Origin of the sequence: Agaribacter flavus, from assembly GCF_042646125.1 — a bacterium.
In the GTDB taxonomy this organism is placed as follows: Bacteria; Pseudomonadota; Gammaproteobacteria; order Enterobacterales; family Alteromonadaceae; genus Glaciecola; species Glaciecola flavus.
The window spans coordinates 1-17,591 of the sequence record NZ_JBHRSW010000039.1 but is presented as its reverse complement, the minus strand read 5'-3'; the positions used below and the strand labels follow the sequence as shown (position 1 = coordinate 17,591).

Annotated in this window: 12 protein-coding genes; 4 read left to right on the top strand and 8 right to left on the bottom strand. The window is 43.1% G+C overall.

Going from position 1 to position 17,591, the window contains the following annotated elements:
• The first annotated feature begins 35 nt into the window (after window positions 1–35).
• Entirely contained in the window at window positions 36–2,696 is a 2,661-nt protein-coding gene (locus ACFOHL_RS14815; protein WP_376921021.1) for a sensor domain-containing protein, read from the top strand.
• A gap of 34 nt (window positions 2,697–2,730) precedes the next feature.
• Here ACFOHL_RS14815 and ACFOHL_RS14810 read toward each other — a convergent pair whose 3' ends face one another.
• Together ACFOHL_RS14810 and ACFOHL_RS14805 are read right to left on the bottom strand one after the other, a co-directional pair.
• On the bottom strand, window positions 2,731–3,669 hold the full coding sequence (locus ACFOHL_RS14810) for an alpha/beta hydrolase fold domain-containing protein (RefSeq protein ID WP_376921020.1): 939 nt from the start codon (window positions 3,667–3,669) through the stop codon (window positions 2,731–2,733).
• A 17-nt stretch (window positions 3,670–3,686) separates the two neighbouring features.
• Window positions 3,687–4,634, bottom strand: a complete 948-nt coding sequence (locus tag ACFOHL_RS14805) for a hypothetical protein (RefSeq protein WP_376921019.1) — start codon at window positions 4,632–4,634, stop codon at window positions 3,687–3,689.
• A 210-nt stretch (window positions 4,635–4,844) separates the two neighbouring features.
• Between ACFOHL_RS14805 and ACFOHL_RS14800 the strand changes: the two genes are divergently transcribed.
• Window positions 4,845–8,159, top strand: a complete 3,315-nt coding sequence (locus tag ACFOHL_RS14800; protein WP_376921018.1) for a S41 family peptidase — start codon at window positions 4,845–4,847, stop codon at window positions 8,157–8,159.
• Window positions 8,160–8,351: 192 nt separating this feature from the next.
• On the opposite strand, the gene ACFOHL_RS14795 is transcribed toward ACFOHL_RS14800, so the two are convergent.
• Window positions 8,352–9,188, bottom strand: a complete 837-nt coding sequence (locus ACFOHL_RS14795; protein WP_376921017.1) for a PhzF family phenazine biosynthesis protein — start codon at window positions 9,186–9,188, stop codon at window positions 8,352–8,354.
• Between the two features lie 138 nt (window positions 9,189–9,326).
• Between ACFOHL_RS14795 and ACFOHL_RS14790 the strand changes: the two genes are divergently transcribed.
• A complete protein-coding gene (locus ACFOHL_RS14790) occupies window positions 9,327–9,791 on the top strand; it encodes an Lrp/AsnC family transcriptional regulator (RefSeq protein WP_376921016.1) in 465 nt (154 codons plus the stop codon).
• Between the two features lie 71 nt (window positions 9,792–9,862).
• Here ACFOHL_RS14790 and ACFOHL_RS14785 read toward each other — a convergent pair whose 3' ends face one another.
• The 4 genes from ACFOHL_RS14785 to ACFOHL_RS14770 all read right to left on the bottom strand — a co-directional run bounded on the left by ACFOHL_RS14785 (window position 9,863) and on the right by ACFOHL_RS14770 (window position 15,357).
• On the bottom strand, window positions 9,863–11,134 hold the full coding sequence (locus ACFOHL_RS14785; protein ID WP_376921015.1) for a porin: 1,272 nt from the start codon (window positions 11,132–11,134) through the stop codon (window positions 9,863–9,865).
• A 44-nt stretch (window positions 11,135–11,178) separates the two neighbouring features.
• Window positions 11,179–13,062 carry a methyl-accepting chemotaxis protein gene (locus ACFOHL_RS14780; protein WP_376921014.1) on the bottom strand — a complete coding sequence of 628 codons (1,884 nt, stop codon included), beginning with the start codon at window positions 13,060–13,062 and terminating at the stop codon, window positions 11,179–11,181.
• A 286-nt stretch (window positions 13,063–13,348) separates the two neighbouring features.
• On the bottom strand, window positions 13,349–14,506 hold the full coding sequence (gene dgoD, locus ACFOHL_RS14775; protein WP_376921013.1) for a galactonate dehydratase: 1,158 nt from the start codon (window positions 14,504–14,506) through the stop codon (window positions 13,349–13,351).
• A 146-nt stretch (window positions 14,507–14,652) separates the two neighbouring features.
• Window positions 14,653–15,357, bottom strand: coding sequence for a FadR/GntR family transcriptional regulator (locus ACFOHL_RS14770; protein WP_376921012.1), 705 nt, complete (start codon window positions 15,355–15,357; stop codon window positions 14,653–14,655).
• A 333-nt stretch (window positions 15,358–15,690) separates the two neighbouring features.
• On the opposite strand from ACFOHL_RS14770, the gene ACFOHL_RS14765 reads away from it, so the two are divergent.
• The gene (locus ACFOHL_RS14765) at window positions 15,691–16,626 is read left to right on the top strand and encodes a LysR family transcriptional regulator (RefSeq protein WP_376921011.1); all 936 of its coding nucleotides are present in this window, start codon (window positions 15,691–15,693) and stop codon (window positions 16,624–16,626) included.
• Window positions 16,627–16,651: 25 nt separating this feature from the next.
• Here the strand turns inward: ACFOHL_RS14765 and ACFOHL_RS14760 are convergent, their stop codons facing one another.
• On the bottom strand, window positions 16,652–17,407 hold the full coding sequence (locus ACFOHL_RS14760; protein ID WP_376921010.1) for a hypothetical protein: 756 nt from the start codon (window positions 17,405–17,407) through the stop codon (window positions 16,652–16,654).
• Between the last annotated feature and the right edge of the window lie 184 nt (window positions 17,408–17,591).

The following is a 17,591-nucleotide window of genomic DNA, read 5'->3' as shown; positions in this document are numbered from 1 at the left end:
AGAGTGAAAGTTGTAATGTCAACAAACACTCGCCTATGACTAAAAGAACAGATTCGAGCCTTCGAAGGGCTATCTCTGTATTAGAGGGATTGCTAGTCGATGCTCCAAAGCTCGAACCAATACTCAACAGCTGTTGTTTTCAACTAGCAACACTGTTCGACGCACCTTTTGCTTTTGTCTATGCATGTCAAGATGCGATCCCCGATGATCGCTCCAATACACCTAGGGAAGTACAAATACCATGGGAATTTGTTTCATCCTATAAATACAATGAAAACTTAAAGACTTTTGAGGAATATGCGAATTATTCGACGAGTAGTGTTGTTCCGCTTTCACTAAAACACAAACTAGGGTCTAGGCAATGCATCAAAGGCAAAAATATCTCAGAATTAGGCAGCGCATTCCCACACTATCATCCAACTATTGAAGACTGGTTAGCTGTACCTATTGTAGATACCAATCGTATTTACGGTATTATTTTTTTATGCAATGCTCCCAGTTTGTTGGATCAAGATATCGATACCCGACTCCGTCCGTTTATTGCCTCAGCAAATTGTTTGTTGCGCCGCACTGAGAAAATAAAACAGTTTCAAACTAAAACCAGCGATTCCAATAACTTATTTAAGCAGGAACTACTGTCTGGCCTGTTAGATACCATGCGCAATAGTGTGATTGTCGTGAATGACGACGGTATTATTACCTTATGTAATCAAGCAGCTTCAAGCTTATTTGCTCATCCCAAAAGAGAAATTGTGGGGAGTAAAATCGCCGATTTACTGACTGATGTAGACCAAATTTCAAAAAAATCATTCAAAAGCAGTCTCACAAATATGATTGATGAAGACAGTTCGTCAATGAATAAAGTATCTATTGTTAAGTCGAATGGACAAACTGCACTAGTTGACATCAGTGAATTTAAATTACACGAAGGAGACAAAGTACTAAAAGGTTTGGTGTTAGACAGCGTACCAACTCAAACAAGGTTGACGGAAGAATATCATAGCAACTGGCAACATTTTCAAGTTCTTACTAATCTAGCCTCCATAGCTATCTTGCAATTTGATCAAGACTGGCAGTGTATATACGCCAATGAGACTTGGTGTGAATTGAGCAAAATGACAGCTGACGAATCAAAAGGAACGGGATGGAAAAAAAGCTTGCACTTACATGAAGCGGACTCAATGTTCTCTGCTTTACAGAGAGATCTCACAATAAGAGGCAAGTACACTGGCGAATTCCGACTGATGTCACCCGTAGGTAAAACTACTTGGGTCAATGCAAATGCCTGTCGCTTATATTCAGACGGTGGCATAACTACCGGTTCAATTTTAACACTCAGAGATATGACTAAAGAGCGCACGGCTGCGCAAAACCTAAAAGACATTGTGGAAAAAGATCAATTGACTGGCCTAGTTAACCGAGCGTTTTTTAATGACCGCATCAAGCAAGCACTTAGAGGTATTAATCGGACAGGGCCATTTGCCCTCATGTTTGTTGATTTGGACGAATTCAAACATGTTAATGACACCCTTGGTCACAGCACTGGCGACACCTTACTTCGCAAAGTAGCCGAACGTTTGTCCAGTACCCTCAGGGTAAATGACACAATTGCGCGTATTAGCGGAGACGAATTTACAGTGATTTTGAACAATGTGCACGAACACCAAGGTGTTATGGCAATCGCGGACAAACTGACTCTAGCTCTCGCTGAACCCTTTTATTTTGACGAACGCTCTATATCCGTTACTTGCTGCATAGGTATTACCATTGCTAATGATAAAAACTCCAACCCGACTGAGCTACTAAAACAAGCTGACATTGCGCTCACAAAAGCAAAAAGCGCCGGTAGAAATCAATACAAATTTTATACTGCTGAATTAGACTACGAAACTAAACTTCACGTCTGTATCCGCAATAGCCTCAAGACACCGCGCGATAATTTTTTTAAGGTTGTTTATCAACCGCAAGTAAACGCAGCTACTATGGAAGTCGTCGGCGCTGAAGCGCTAGCTAGATGGCGACACCCAGATCTTGATACCATCAGCCCTAAAGTCTTTATCCCCTTAATAGAGGATAGCGGGCTGATGGCAAAGTTTGCAGCTTGGTTGCTTGACGAAGTGCTACAATCTATTGCCGATTGGCGTAATCACGGAGCAGATTTTGCCTCGGTCAAAATATCAATCAACTTGTCTGCGAAGCAATTTAAAGATACGGATCTATCCGCTTATATTACAAATAAATTTCTACATTACAGCGTAGACCCAAAGTGGGTGGTGTTGGAGCTAACCGAGACAGCAATAGTGGAAGATCCAGTACAGGCTTCTAAAACACTGCGACAACTTAAAAATAATGGTTTCAGCATTGCCCTGGACGATTTTGGTACTGGATACTCATCGTTAGTGCATTTACGAAAAATGCCTCTTGAAACTGTCAAAATTGACCGTTCATTTGTAAAGGACGTTATTCATGACAGTGAGGACGGCAAAATAGTAAACGCCATAATAATGCTTACCAAAAAGCTCGATCTCAAATTAGTTGCAGAGGGTGTTGACAATACTGATGTAAAAAACTGGCTGATGAAAAATGGCTGCCTCATACATCAAGGTTACTACTATTATAAACCCCTGGAAAATCAACTGATGGAGCGCTTGTTAGTGCAGAACCGGAGGAGCAACATATTCACTCTTGACCACTAGACCTAACAAAACGTATAAACGCACGCAAGAAAACTCATAAGTACTTTTTAAAAAATTGCTCATAAAGGTCTATGTATTGCGCTCGAAATTTATCGCCTATCCATTCACCGTGTTTAGCGCCTTCTACAATATCAAATTGATGCGTTACACCCGCTTGGTGCAAGCGTTTTCTGAATTTTTTGTAGCGCCAACCCGGTAAATCCAGACTACCGTCAATCATATAGATGGGCCGCATGTTCGGGCTAACATGGGTTATCGGCGAACCTTCGCGATAAGTTTCAGGCACTTGTTGATATTTCCCACCAAAAAACAGTATTTGATTCTCGTTGTTACCAAATTCGTGAACGATATCGACTTGATCGACGCCAGATCCCAGAATAATTGAAGCTTGTAGTTGCTGCGATATCTGCGGGTAGTGATTTGGATCCACAAACTTTTTGCTATGGTCGTTAGTCGCGACCATAGCTAGCAAATGCCCACCGGCTGAACCACCGATGCCAACAATTTTATCTGGATTGACCTTATACTTGCTTGCATTCGCACGTAACCAGCGGACAGCGCTGGCTACGTCAATAACAGCGGCTGGGAATGCCGCCTCACCAGCTAAACGGTAGTCTAAATTTGCGACGACATAGCCTCGCTGGGCAAGTTCGATGGCCGTTTTTATATAGCCAGGTGCGTGGCGTGACCCACCACTCCATCCCCCACCATGCACTAAAACCACACCGGGGTAGACATCCTTGCCGGCGGGTTGATACAAATCTAAGTGTACTTCTCCCTTATCATAAGAAGCATAGGCTATGTTTTTTGTAACTAGGAGTCCGTGTTCCAATACAGCTTGATTGTTTTCGTCGCTCTCAAAAGCATGTACTGTGCTGCAGGTAAACGCCATAACTAGACACAAGCCCGTCAGCAAAGAGCAAACCTTAAATCTACATGAATTGGCAAAGTCGCGTATAAAAGAGGCTTTCATTCTCAAACTTACCCTTGCTATTGCTCTAAGCCAAGCTGTTCGCGCATCATTCTGTCAACATTGCGTTTTTTATTCCAATAATCGGTGTTAATCGTATTGATTAAGGTGGCGGAGGTGGTCATTGGCTTAGCGTCTTTACCAAATCCACTTGTGTATTGTTCCTCCCAGGCGAGGACTTTGTGAGGGAATGCGCGCTCAAACCGAATACTGACTTTTCTATCAAGGTCTTGATATTCAAGGGTATAGACATACTCTTCGCTTTTTTCGTCTAGCTTAGCCTTAGCGGCGTAGGCTTTGACTGGCTGATGGCGTAAACGCAGATATTCAAAGGAGGGCAACATTTGGATATTACCTTGTGGCAAAGCGCTTGGGTCAATACGTAATTTTGTCCAAATTTCATTTTCTAAGTGATTGGCTGGCAACACAACAGAAAAATCGCCTTCGGATTCAAAGTAGGAATAAGCACTGATCTCAAACTGTTCTCGGTAATTTAGCTGCGTAAATACCTGCCCACACCACTCTTGTGTGCTCGCCGTAATTTTTAGCGCGTGATCTCTCGACTCCACCGGAAAAAACACGCTGGTCATCATCGAATATGGGTATAAACCGGTGTTAAATTTTCGGGTGGTATTTAGTTTAAGTACAGGGATATTGTCTGGCGCATTGTAATCATCGGCCTTTATCTGTGTTTGGGGATTGACTGGCTCAGTCACATACACCAACACTGCTGTCCCTTCGTGGATCTCGCCATAGCGTGCTTGTTTTAGACGATACGAGCTTAATTCGGCTTGCCCACTATACCAGTAGGATTTATATGGTTCAGTCCAAATGGATTTATTGACCGTATCTTTATCGTGATGTGCATGACAAACAGCACTAATAGCCAGTGCTGTTATCAGAGTAGTTGACAGCACGGTTATTTTCCAAATAGCTTTAGTGAGCAATAGAGAGCAGGCTTTAAACATAGAGCAGGCCTTAATTTTTGAATAGAAACAGTACCTAGCATGTCATATTCTAAAAATAATTGTAACAATTACTGAGGTTAAACCCGTTAAGCTTTGTCATATACTTATACGCTAAAAAGACTGTGGTTCAATAAAGTCGTTACTCAAAAATAATGGCAATGTTCCCCTTGAGAACATTGAAAAAAATAACAAAAAAAAGGATGCCGGTTTATGCTCAAATTAAGTGCTCTTCTTTTATGCTTGGTGTGTTTGAATGCGATGGCCGCGCCAGGCTATTACCGTTACCCCGCCCTACACGACAATACTTTGGTATTCACGGCTGAGGGCGATCTTTGGAAGGTCAAAATTGGTGAGAAATATGCACAGCGACTCACCACGCACCCTGCAGAAGAGCGCGAATCGGTCATTTCTCCGGACGGCAGTCATATTGCCTTTGTTGCCAATTACTCTGGTACGCCCGAAGTACATGTCATGCCCATACACGGCGGTGTTGCCAAACGCGTCACCTTCGAAAGTGTGGGCGTAAAAGTGCATGCTTGGACAAGTGACAATAAAATTCTTTACAGCTACAACGGTCGAGTCGGCCCAGCAGGAAATTGGACACTGCGAATGGTTGACCCTGAAACACTTGTGACTGATACCGTACCCCTAGCTGATGCTGTAGAAGGCACCCTCGCACAAGACAATAGTGCGATTTACTTTACACAGTTTGGGTTGCAAATATCCAGTGACAACGCCAAAGCCTACCAAGGTGGAGCAAAAGGCGAATTGTGGAAATTTAACTTAGAGAATGACAAAGAGGCTAAAAAGCTCACCAACAAGCATAAAGGCTCGGTTCGCTCCCCCATGTTATACGAAGACCGCCTGTTTTTTATCAGTAACCAAAGTGGCAGTGATAATCTGTGGTCAATGAAGCTCAATGGCAAAAACCAGACGCAACTTACTTTTTACGAAGACTGGCAAATCATGGCTGCCAGAATATCTGGTGCTCGCATCGTTTACCAACTCGGTGCAGACATCAAGTTATTTGATATTGCGAGTAAACAAAGCACGACTATCGATATTCAACTCACATCTGACTTTCCGCAATTGAGAGAACGGTGGATAAGCAAACCCTTGAATTACCTGAATTCCGCTAAGCAAGCCGGAGACCATAAAAAAGTCGTCCTTACGGCTCGAGGGCGAGTGGCTATTGCAGGTACAGATGGTTCAAGGCTGGTAGAAATCGCCACACAAGCTAACTCTCGAACTCGTCAAGCGATACTGAGCAAAGATGGAAAATCAGTGTTTGCCCTAAACGACAGCTCGGGAGAAATGGAAATTTGGCAATACCCAGCCGATGGCAGTGAGGAAGCCGTTCAATTGACATCAGATGGCAGTATATTTCGTTGGAATCTCTATCTTTCACCAAACGGCAAACAAATTGCTCATGACGATAAAAACGGTGATCTTTGGTTGCTAGATCTTGAAACCAAAGAAAACAAAAAAATTCTTTCAGACAACTTTGGTATATACCCAATTGCCTCTCTGAGCTGGTCCAGTGACAGTAAGCTTATCGCCTTAACGCGCAACAAATTAGGCGCTGAACGCAGCCAGATATTGTTGATCGATACCACCAGCGATACAAGCCAAGTCCTGACCAGCGATAAATATGAATCATATTCACCGGCCTTTTCCAAGGACAATGACTGGCTGTACTTTATATCAGACCGTCATTTTGACGCCTTCCCAAATTCTCCTTGGGGTGACCGCAATATGGGTCTTACTTTCGACAGGCGCGGACAAATATTTGCCATTGCGCTGAAAGAAGACGCCGAATTTCCTTTTGCATTGCCCAGCGAACTCGATGCCTTGGAGGAAGATACGTCTAAAAATGACAAAGTGGAAAAAGAAAGCACGTCCAAAGATTCAGAAGACGCGAGCGCAACAGAGACAGAAGATTCCCCTGAAAAACCCGAAGTACTGGTTGATTGGGAAGGGATCTCACAACGTTTGTGGCAGGTGCCTGTTGCATCGGGGAATTACTCAAAGCTCTTAGCAAATAGTGCTTACCTTTATGTATTGGACAGAGTGACAGAGCCAAATAGTCAAGCAAGCTTGAAGTCGATCAAGCTAGCACCTAAATCCAAACCCGCCCATTTTTTAACTGGCGTGCAAGATTTTAGTTTGTCGAATGATGGAAAAACGCTATTCATTCAAAAAACCGGCACGAACAAAGATATGTTTCTAGCCTCAGCAAAAGCCAGCTTTTCAAAAGGTGAAAAAGAGACCAAAGTCCTCACTGGCGGTTGGAGACTCAAAATTGAACCCGCAAAAGAATGGCAACAAATTTTCCACGATGCTTGGTTGATGCACCGCGACTCGCTATACGACAAAGATATGCGTGGTGTCGATTGGCAAGCAGTAAAAGAGAAGTATCAACCTCTATTAACTCGACTGACCCACCGTAACGAACTAAATGATGTGTTCAAACAAATGTTAGGTGAGCTCAGTATATTGCATTCGCAGGTAAGAGGTGGAGATATCCCGCGCGACAAAGATATGCCCAGTGCAGCGACATTAGGTGCCGAGTATCAACAAACTGATAAAGGACTCAAAATACGCCGAATTTATTCGAGTGACCCCGAACTAGTTAGTCGCATGGTTCCTCTTGCCAAACCAGGGGTTGATGCAAAAGTGGGGGACATCATCAGCAAGGTCAACGGTCAACCCATTAAACACCGCGCCGATCTAGTTCAAGCCTTGCAAAATCAAGCAGGTAAGCAAGTATTATTGACGCTAATACGAGGCGATGAACAGATAAACACAATAGTGAGACCCACTTCTACACTGAATGATTATTACAGCAGATACTACGACTGGACTAATCAAAATTTGAAAAAGGTTTCGGCTGCCAGCGACAACCTAGGCTACCTGCATATTCGAGCAATGGGCGCCAACGATATTGAAAACTTTGCCCGAGACTTTTATGCACAGTACCAAAAACAAGGGTTGATTATCGACGTAAGGCGCAATAACGGTGGCAACATAGACAGCTGGATTATTGAAAAACTGCTAAGACGCGCATGGTCATTTTGGCAACTTACCAATGGAGAAAGCTACACCAACATGCAGCAAACCTTTAGAGGGCACTTAGTTGTGCTGGCCGACCAGTACACCTATTCTGATGGTGAAACCTTCACCGCGGGTATTAAAGCTTTAGATCTTGGCACCGTAATCGGAAAACAAACAGCAGGTGCAGGTGTGTGGTTAACAGGTCGAAATAGGCAAAGTGATGGCGGCATGGCGCGAGTCGCAGAGTTCCCAGTCTTTGCAATGGATGGTCGATGGATTACAGAGGGCAGAGGGATTTCACCCGATATTGAAGTCGATAATTTACCGCATCAAACCTTTAATGGTGAAGATGCGCAACTTGCCGAAGCGATTAAGTTGTTGAAACAAAAAATAAAGAAAAACCCTGTGAAACCTACAAAGGCAGAAGCCTTCCCCAAAGGTCTTGTGCCTGCAGATGATATAGTGAAGTAGGTTTTAAATTAAATCCGCAAGTCCCCAAAATACCAAGCCCGCTGAAGCGGGCTTGATTTCAACACATTGGTTGTTGACTGCTATCAATCTATCTGCAATCTGTTGAACAAATCTATAGCCTTTTGATAACCTATCCTAGCAGACTTAGTTAACCCGAATCTCGTTTAAGAAAAAACCACATTTCAGCCAGCATTATATTGTTCGAGCTAAGCCTGACACAAATACAGGACTGCCTTGTTGATTTGTTAAATCAACCTGAATAATCGAAGGTTGCCCCATATCTTGCCCTTGTTTAATGGTAAAGCTACCTCCGTGAGGCCAATTTATGTCTCTCAAATAACCAGCAAATGCTGCGGCAGCTGCGCCGGTTGCAGGATCTTCAAATACACCACCAGAAGCAAACGCATTCCTAACGTTAAATATTTGCTCACTTTCAATAAAAACTAGCATCACCGTAACAATCCCCAACTCTCGCATGAGCGACCGTCCTTCATCTAAGTTATAGCTCATCGACTTCAACCGCTGTCTGGATTTTAGTGTTATAGCAATATGGTTAGCACCACCATGAATGAGACTAGGCGCTAATCTCGGGTCAAGATCTGAAATCGAAAGTGAAAATAAATTTAGCACATTCAACAACGCGTCCTTTTGCAAGGCTTGACTGTGAGTGTTTGGTGATTGGAGTCGAGCGGAAAACCCTTGTTCCGTCTGCTCTGTCTCTACACTTATATGTGCATCATTTAGCACTAACTGGTAAGTTCCCTCCCCTTCACGCTCACCCAGAGCTGCACCAAGTGCGATAGTTGCATGCCCACAAAATGGGACTTCGGATTCTGGTGAAAAATAACGAACCTTCCAGCTTTTTCTATCTAATGACAATGGTGTAGCGAATACGGTTTCAGAATAACCTACATCGGCTGCAATCCGAGCCATTTCTTTGCTTGATAGCGGTGTGTCCAACAACATGACGCCAGCTGGGTTTCCACCTAGTTGACCTTCACAGAATGCTGCTATGCGTTGTAATTCCATTGTTTTCCCCGTAGCTATTGTTAAATTTATTATACATCTTGACAAACTCCAATTTCACTGCGATTTAAAAAGCATATTTTTTATTTAGCCTTTGATATGTTATAAATTTTAATATTTTACTTTTAAGTAGTAACTTACATGATAAAAGAAAAATCACGAATGGTTGATTACATTGATACTGATATCATCAATGCACTAGAGAAAAATGCTAGGGTGAGTTTTAGCTATATTGGTAAAAAACTAGAGATCTCTGGGCCAGCGGTAGGAGAAAGAGTCAAACGTCTCAAGGACAAGCAAGTTATTGACGGATTTGGCGTACGAATAAATCTCGAAACTTTAGGCTATTCTATTGTCGCTCTAGTACGCATAAAACCAATAAGCGGTCAACATAAAGCAGTCGAAAAAGCCATCTGTCAACAAACGCGATTTATGTCATGCGATCGCGTTACGGGTAGTGATTGCTATGTTGCAAAATTAGCACTGGTGAATGTTGCTGAACTCGACGATATACTCAGTACCTTGCACAAAATCGCAGACACAGACACGTCTATTATAAAGTCGTCATTAATTGACTTTCGGCTACCGCCCCTTATCCCCAAATAAGAGACTCATTTAGCAGCATAATCAATCTAGATGGAACGAATACGCTAACTACACTCCATAGTGAAGCTGATTTAAAAACGATAAGAAGCTCTGGCGGCAATAGCATTACCTTGGTCTAACACGCGACCATCTTGTAAAGTAAATGGCGCGTTGCTCAGCCCTGGGCCTGATACCTCGGCATCATACACCTGCACCTGAAAATGCAAATTTGGATTTAAGAAGTAAGTGGCTCCTAGCATTGCTACATTCGCTTTGGTGCCCATATTATTGCCAACTAAGTCCAATGAACTGTAGCGAGCATATACTTCCCATACGTTGTTTTCGTTGGTGGGGCGCCTAAATCTCGCGTTTTTACTGTCGTAACTTTGTTGCGTTCTACCATCTAAGAAGTAGTGCACACCAAAGTAATAACCACTGTAAGATGCATCATCTTGGCTTGCGTCAAGGCTCTCTGCTTGCAAGCTGCCGTATTCACTCTCAAAACGAAACGCGCCTTTTTGCACCACAAACTCACTCATCAGAATGTCAGCATGGTCAACCGAGAGCAGCGTACCCGACTGTGCAAGTGGCGTATTTGATTTCCACACGTCGCCCCGCATATTAATAGATAAACCGTCGCCAGCCACGTCCCTTAAGCCATAAGAAGCTCCAAGGTGAATCAACCAGTCTTCACGAGCCTTTGACCATGTAAGACGCGTGTTATATGACAGCAACAATGAATTATTTTCATCTAAACCATCCCTTTCGGTGTTGAATTTTCTGTCCTTGAACGCGCCAAAAGAAACTCTCAAACCGTTATCGAATAGCCTGTGAACTTGTGCGCCCCATTGAAAAGCCGTCGCAAATGCATTGGTCACCATCGGCCGTTCACCGGTGAGTTCTTCACCAATGTAGGCGACAGAAAAGCTTCTATCTTCTTTAATTTTACCCAGTCGAAATTCGGTATTATTGCCCAACTGGTAACGTATAAAGCCGACCAAAAACTCGGTATTGTCGTCATCAGCCAATAGCAATAATACATAATCCAAATCATCATTTAACTTGTGGAACAATCGAATGTGTACGCGACGAACAAAGATATCCGAGGCATTCGCACCCTCAGCGTCGGTGTTGTAAACGCCGTCAAACAAGTTGGCATCCATTTGCACCAAGCCAGCAAAGCGCAGGTTATTGGATATATGTAAGCCATTTTTCTTGTCTTGATGCTCAGCCAGTGCCTTTTCTAGCACCGCTACTCGGGCTTCTAAGTCTTCACTTTGTTGTGCATATCCCATAGATTGACACGCAACAATCCCTGTCAACAAAGTACATGCAGCAAGTTTTTTAATGCGTGTGTTGATCATTCTTTTATACCTTTCTGAGTGCCTAAAAATGCTGAACAGCATGCTTAGAACTTAAATATCACCACGGAATCTTTGAGGTTTTGTGCAACAGTAGTTAAATGCGCAGACTCCTCTTTAGTTTCTATCGATATCTGTTGTGTGATCTCTGCTAAATCACGAGTGCTGGAAATGGTCTGATTGATCTCTTTTGCCACATGGGATTGCTCTTCCGCTGCGGTAGCCGTTTGCAAGTTCATATCGAGAATATCTGAGATAGATGCCTGAATAGATGACAAAGAAGCATTCACTGCGGATGATTGCTCTTTGGTGTTGTTGGCATCATTAATTATGACAGTCATTAACGATGAAGAGTTACTTGACTCACTTTGTAACTTACCAATCATTGACTGAATTTCGCTGGTACTCTCTTTGGTTTTGGTTGCCAAATTTCTTACTTCATCTGCCACCACCGCAAATCCACGACCATGCTCACCTGCGCGAGCCGCTTCAATCGCAGCATTGAGTGCTAGTAAGTTGGTTTGCTCAGAAATACTGTCAATCACATCAAGAATACTGCCAATACTCTGCGTTTCTTCTTCCAAGCGTTTGGTCACCGCGACTACTTTATCAATCGTGCCCAATAAGGTATCTAAACTGACATTCATGTTATCAACAACCACGCCGCCTTTGGCCGCGTGATCAGAGGTTTCGTTCGCCACGTCAGAGGCCTTACTGGCATTTTTGGCGATTTCGTTTATGGTGATTGCCATTTCGTCCATGGCGACTTTAGTTTTTTCCAGCATCTCCATTTGTTCACAGGCGCGATCCGCGACATTTTGAGTAGAGCCACTCATGCTGTCGCTGCCCTTTGTAATTTCTTTTGCCGAATGATTGATGGCTGACACCATCGTCCGCAAACTGGCAGCCATGGTTAATATTTCACTAAAGATGCCGGTATCTGATGCATTTGCTTCGCGGGCAGCCAAGTTGCCTTTAGCAATAGTGGCAACCGTGCTTTCTATCTCACTCGGCTCTCCACCAATAGGTAAATACATCAGTTTAATAACAATAAAATAAGTAATGGCAAGTGATGCCAATATCAAAGATACCGCTATTGAAAAAGTGAGCACTAAGTTCTCTCGAGAAGGCGCCGTAATATTTTCTTTGTAGTCCCACGCCCACACTTTCCAATTTAACTGCTCAAGCGTTGAGGAAATAACAAATAGTTCCTGCTCTTCAAACACATACTCGTGTTCGCTGTTTGTTTCGTTTTTGTACTGTTGATAAGTGGGCAGCATCTCAAAGATATTTTTACCGATATCGCCACCTCGCTGAGACGACAGCACAAAGCCGTCGCCTCGAGTGGTATACACTTGGTTGTTTGGCGACAGTTCAGAAATAAAGTTTGATAAGGTATCTAAAGCAATATTTACGCACAAGACGGCAACAGTTTGACCATCCCTGACCACCGGCACACCAACCGCCATAATCAAATTTCCCGCAGCGCTCTTGTAGGGCGTAGTAATGATGGCGCTTTCTCCACCAAATACACGGGTATACCATTCACGACCTAGCGATTTAGCATTAAAATCTGGGATCACCCCTTTTTTAACAGCGGAGTAAGTAACACCACTTTTAAGCCCTACATAGGCATTTAGCGAAGCCAATTCAGACTGAGTAGATATCAGCTTTTCAACAGTAGAATCTACGTCTATGCTCCCGCTAGCGTCAATCGGTAAAAGTGAGGCGACAAGATTGAGCGTGGTAAAGTAGCGCCCCATATTCTGTTCAACAGAACTGGCAATCAAATTTGCGCTGTTTGTTAAACTTTGGCTATGGTTTTCTAAGGAGTTTGATCGGAAGTTTATAAAACTGATCGTCGCCATACTTATGACGATAATGGATAGCAACGCAGTAATGCTTGCCAATATTTTTGCTTTTGCAGTCATCAATCTTTCACTCTGTTCGTAACGTGAATATTACTTTGAACAAAAAAGTGACAAGCTACACATGAAAGGGGCTTATGTACTTTTTTAGCTCAGTCGCCGCCATCCGTGAAGATAATTGCACTCAAAAATAGAACGAGCGCATGAAAGTTTCCGTACTAATATAGGTATTCGGCCTACAAAGCGTTTTACTGAGGTGTTTTGTATAAAAAATAGGGAAAGAAAAATCACTGCGGAGTCGGTGCGCTTCACTGAATAACTGCACCACTCCTGCTCTTAACTTTTTAACTCACCATTCTGCAAATGAGCCGTCCTCGTTTGTCCAATAAGGGTTGCGCCACTTAGCTTGTGTCTTAGCTAATTCGTGCTGAGACTGCATAAATGCTTCATCAATATTAATCCCAAGTCCCGGACCTTCGATATTGTGGCAGTACCCTTGGTCAAAGGCGAAAACCTCTTTGTTTGTAATATAATCAAGTACGTCACTTCCCTTGTTATAGTGAATACCAATGCTCTGCTCTTGAATTATCGCATTTTGACAGGTGGTATCGACATGCACTGAAGACGCAAGAGCAATGGGTCCTAATGGGCAATGGGGAGCGAGTGCCACGTCGTATGCTTCTGCCATAGAGGCAATTTTTTTCAATTCTGTAATGCCCCCGCAATGACAGACATCGGGCTGAATAATATCGACGCCACCGCGTTCAAGCAGTGTTTTAAACTCCCAACGAGAGTACATACGTTCGCCAGTGGCAATAGGAATCGCGCCATACTTAGCAATTTCGTGAATACTTTCAAAATGCTCAGCAAGTACGGGTTCTTCAACAAACATAAGATGCATAGGCTCAAGCTCTTTCATCAACACTTTTGCCATTGCTTTGTGCACACGTCCATGAAAATCAACGCCAATCCCAAAATCTTTCCCCATTGCATCTCTGACACTTTGTACGCGATCCAACAATGCGTCTACTTTAGAGAACTCATCAATAAAATTTAGCTCTTCAGTACCGTTCATTTTTACTGCATTAAACCCTAATGCTTTGCGTTCTTGTGCCATCCGCACAACATCATCTGGTCGGTCTCCGCCAATCCAAGAATAGGTTTGAATTTTATCTCTACACTTTCCGCCCAATAACTGATAAACAGGCGCATCGAGTGCTTTGCCTTTAATGTCCCAAAGCGCTTGGTCTATGCCGGCTAGCGCACTCATCATGATTGGCCCGCCGCGGTAAAAGCTCGAACGGTGCATATAATTCCAGTGCAGCTCTATATCACGAGGGTCTTTACCCACTAGATACTCCATCAGTTCGTCCACACATGCATGTACGGTGTGGGTTCGCCCCTCTAAACAAGGCTCTCCCCAACCATCGATACCCACATCCGTCGTAATTTTGATGAAGCCCCACCGGGGAGGCACAATGTAAGTTTGATAACCTGTGATTTTCATTTTTTTCCTTGCACAAACATTTTAGTAATACATATACATTAGCATGTATTACAAGATATTCACATACTTAGCAATTATGCCAAACGAATTGCGATTGCAATGTTTGGCAAGCGAATCAAAGCTAAAACGATTTCCGTAATATGAATTTAAGAAGCTTGGAGAGAGTGCCCCAATTTATTGGCGGCACTGAGGACAATATCTTGCATCGTTTCTCTGGCCAACTCTGCATTGCGCATCCTGATTGCATCAAGTACGACAAAATGCGCCTGTAGCGCAGGCTGACTCAGTTGCAGATTTTTTTCGAGCGTATTTGAAAAAGACACTGCCATTGTAGTGGTAAGGGTATCTCCCAAAGAAATTAAGAAAGGGTTTTTGGTGGCAGCAAGTATAGACTTATGAAATGCCATATCGCCGCTATTAATCCGTACTCTGTCATTTTCCCGAAGACCAAGCGCCATGTCTTCATACGCACGTTCTAAGTTTGCTAAATCTTGCCCTGCTGCATGGCTGGCCGCTAACGCCGCAGCTTTAGGCTCTATCATCAAGCGAATCTGCAATAAATGAGGCAAAAACGTATCCATTGGAAGCAGTTTAGTTACCCAGCGCAATACATCTTGATCCAGCCAGTTCCATTGTTCTGCAGCATTAGCAAGGCTACCCACCTTAGGGACGATGTTTATCAAGCCTTTGTTTGATAGGGTTTGTAAGGCGCTACGAATAGAAGTTCTGGACACACCAATACTTAGCGCAAGTTCATTCTCGCTTTTTAACAAGCTACCAGCTTGTATTTTTTCACTAACCACGTCGCGTGCGATGTGATTAATGGCAATATCGGTTTTGGTGAGTGGCATTTAACAGTATTGATTTACGAATTAGAAGATACCGAAAGTTATCACAATATGTGGCTGTAGCATAATTGTTAGCGCTTATAATGGGATTGTCGAGGTAGGTTTGAGGGTGAGCTGAGGGATGAGGAATCAAAACCGCGGCAAGTATATCCATATACGCGTTGGTTTTTCATCCAAGAAAAACAAATTTTGATTCGCCATCCCCCAGCCCACCCACAAACCTGCCAACGACAATCCCGTCTTAGATTACGCTGAAACCCTAGCCAAAAAATACTGCTAGGAATGCACAAATTTGTGTATATTAGGCTAAGTCATGTAACCTAAAATACCTACCATATGTTAGCAATTAATCGACTCGATATTGACGGCAAACAACTCCTGCTGTTTGTGACAATATACGACAGCGGTTCATTAACGCGTGCAGCCGAATTGCTAGAAATAAACCAATCAACCGTCAGTTATTGGTTAGAAAAGCTGCGTACGCGCTTTAACGACCCTTTGTTCATCAGAAAAGGACAAGGGATCATCGCCACACCTCGCGCAGAAACACTTATCCCCAAAGCACGTATGTTGATTCAAACACTGAGCGAGTTTTCTGAGCCTGAGGAATATGAACCCAAAACAGATGAAGGTGAACTTTGTATTGCCGCCAATAGTGCCGAGCGTGACGTATTAATCAAACCCTTTATGACACAAATGGCGATTCGAGCACCCAAACTTAAGTTGCGCATTGAACCGACTGGCTCTGCATTTCAACTATCTGATAATTTGAAAAATGACCATGTTCACTTCGCCTTGTTTCCCACTAATTTACTGAAAGGCGACGGCCTAATGCAAAAGGTGGTTATTCGAGCCAGCAATGTCATCTTTTCTGATCCCAACTTTGGCGCTCCACCCAACACGCTCGAAAAATATTGCTTGCGCCCACACGCTCGTATTCTGTTTGGTCCGAATCCAAAATCAAGCATAGATGAACGCCTCGCTCGCATCGGAACAAAGCGTTTTATTCGTCTAGAAGTATCCGACTTTGAATCATTAGCAAGCCTGATAAAAGACACCGACACCATTGCAACCTTGCCATCGTTTTGTCAATTAGGTGCATTTAAGAATTATCAAACTAGTCCCGTACCGTGGGATGACAAAAAATTAGAACTAGCCTTGTATTGGAATGCGCGCCACAATAAATCCTCCCGCCTGAGTTATTGGCGGCAAGTATTTACAGATATTCAATTGTCTGTGCAAAAAAATATCGACGCGCTTGAGAGTAAATAAAACAGCATATGCGCCTAAGCTGCCACTACTTAGCTACTCGCTTAGACGGCGGTGTTGATTTGCTCATTGCTATTTCTTGTTTATCATCCAGATGAAGCACAAGACGATCCGCACCTAATCCTGTTGAACGACCCGCAATATAAATAAAGTAATCTCCTGGCACAGTAAATTCAAAGGTATTAAATTTCCCATTCCAAAGATTTTCGCCATCCCAACCAAACTTGTTCCAATGGAAAACACTGGGTTGCTTGCCACCAAGGCGAGTCGCTCGGCGCGGCGTGCGCATTAAATTTACCCAAGCATCATTGTCTCCATCAGCATCATGGTGAATCAAGTGCAATCTAGCGCGGTAGGTACCTGGATGGGTAATGCGTATTGGAAAAACCAGCCTATCCTCTATGTCTTGCTGATATTTGACGTTTACATCGGTATTGTGTCCGTCAAAGTTACCCTGCAGATTTTTACCCACATATTTTAAGTAAGCTTTCCCAAAATACCCTTTGCCTGAATCCATGCGCACCCAATTTTCGTTGTGTTGAGCATCTTCACATTCAAGTACAATGTACCCATCTTCTTCTAAATACACAGATTTTGGCGAAGTGATAGCTACTGCAGCAGCGGACATGTCTGGATTGCCCTTTCCTTTCCAATAGTTATCGTAATCGTCTTTTGTCATTTTATTAGATTTCGTATCCTTACCCGATACTTGGTCTTGAGCCAAAAGCGTTGTCGAACAACATACAAACATAGCACTTAGTAAAAACACCAAGCTTTTCTTCATCACTAACTCCTCTTAAATTAATTATTTCCCGTGTTGCAGGTAGCTGTCATTCCGCACTCACTTTCAGGATTTCAAACTGATTGGATGTGATGTTGCTCTTTTTTAAACTTTTCTCTTGACACAGATCCCCATTCTTGATCTATTACTCTCTTTTGAGAGCCATAAAAATATGTCATTTCCATCT

Coding starts and splice junctions, on each gene's coding strand:
- ACFOHL_RS14815 (WP_376921021.1), top strand. CDS start 36: ATGACTAAAAGAACAGATTCGAGCCTTCGAAGGGCTATCTCTGTATTA.
- ACFOHL_RS14810 (WP_376921020.1), bottom strand. CDS start 3,669: ATGAAAGCCTCTTTTATACGCGACTTTGCCAATTCATGTAGATTTAAG.
- ACFOHL_RS14805 (WP_376921019.1), bottom strand. CDS start 4,634: ATGTTTAAAGCCTGCTCTCTATTGCTCACTAAAGCTATTTGGAAAATA.
- ACFOHL_RS14800 (WP_376921018.1), top strand. CDS start 4,845: ATGCTCAAATTAAGTGCTCTTCTTTTATGCTTGGTGTGTTTGAATGCG.
- ACFOHL_RS14795 (WP_376921017.1), bottom strand. CDS start 9,188: ATGGAATTACAACGCATAGCAGCATTCTGTGAAGGTCAACTAGGTGGA.
- ACFOHL_RS14790 (WP_376921016.1), top strand. CDS start 9,327: ATGATAAAAGAAAAATCACGAATGGTTGATTACATTGATACTGATATC.
- ACFOHL_RS14785 (WP_376921015.1), bottom strand. CDS start 11,134: ATGATCAACACACGCATTAAAAAACTTGCTGCATGTACTTTGTTGACA.
- ACFOHL_RS14780 (WP_376921014.1), bottom strand. CDS start 13,062: ATGACTGCAAAAGCAAAAATATTGGCAAGCATTACTGCGTTGCTATCC.
- dgoD (WP_376921013.1), bottom strand. CDS start 14,506: ATGAAAATCACAGGTTATCAAACTTACATTGTGCCTCCCCGGTGGGGC.
- ACFOHL_RS14770 (WP_376921012.1), bottom strand. CDS start 15,357: ATGCCACTCACCAAAACCGATATTGCCATTAATCACATCGCACGCGAC.
- ACFOHL_RS14765 (WP_376921011.1), top strand. CDS start 15,691: ATGTTAGCAATTAATCGACTCGATATTGACGGCAAACAACTCCTGCTG.
- ACFOHL_RS14760 (WP_376921010.1), bottom strand. CDS start 17,407: ATGAAGAAAAGCTTGGTGTTTTTACTAAGTGCTATGTTTGTATGTTGT.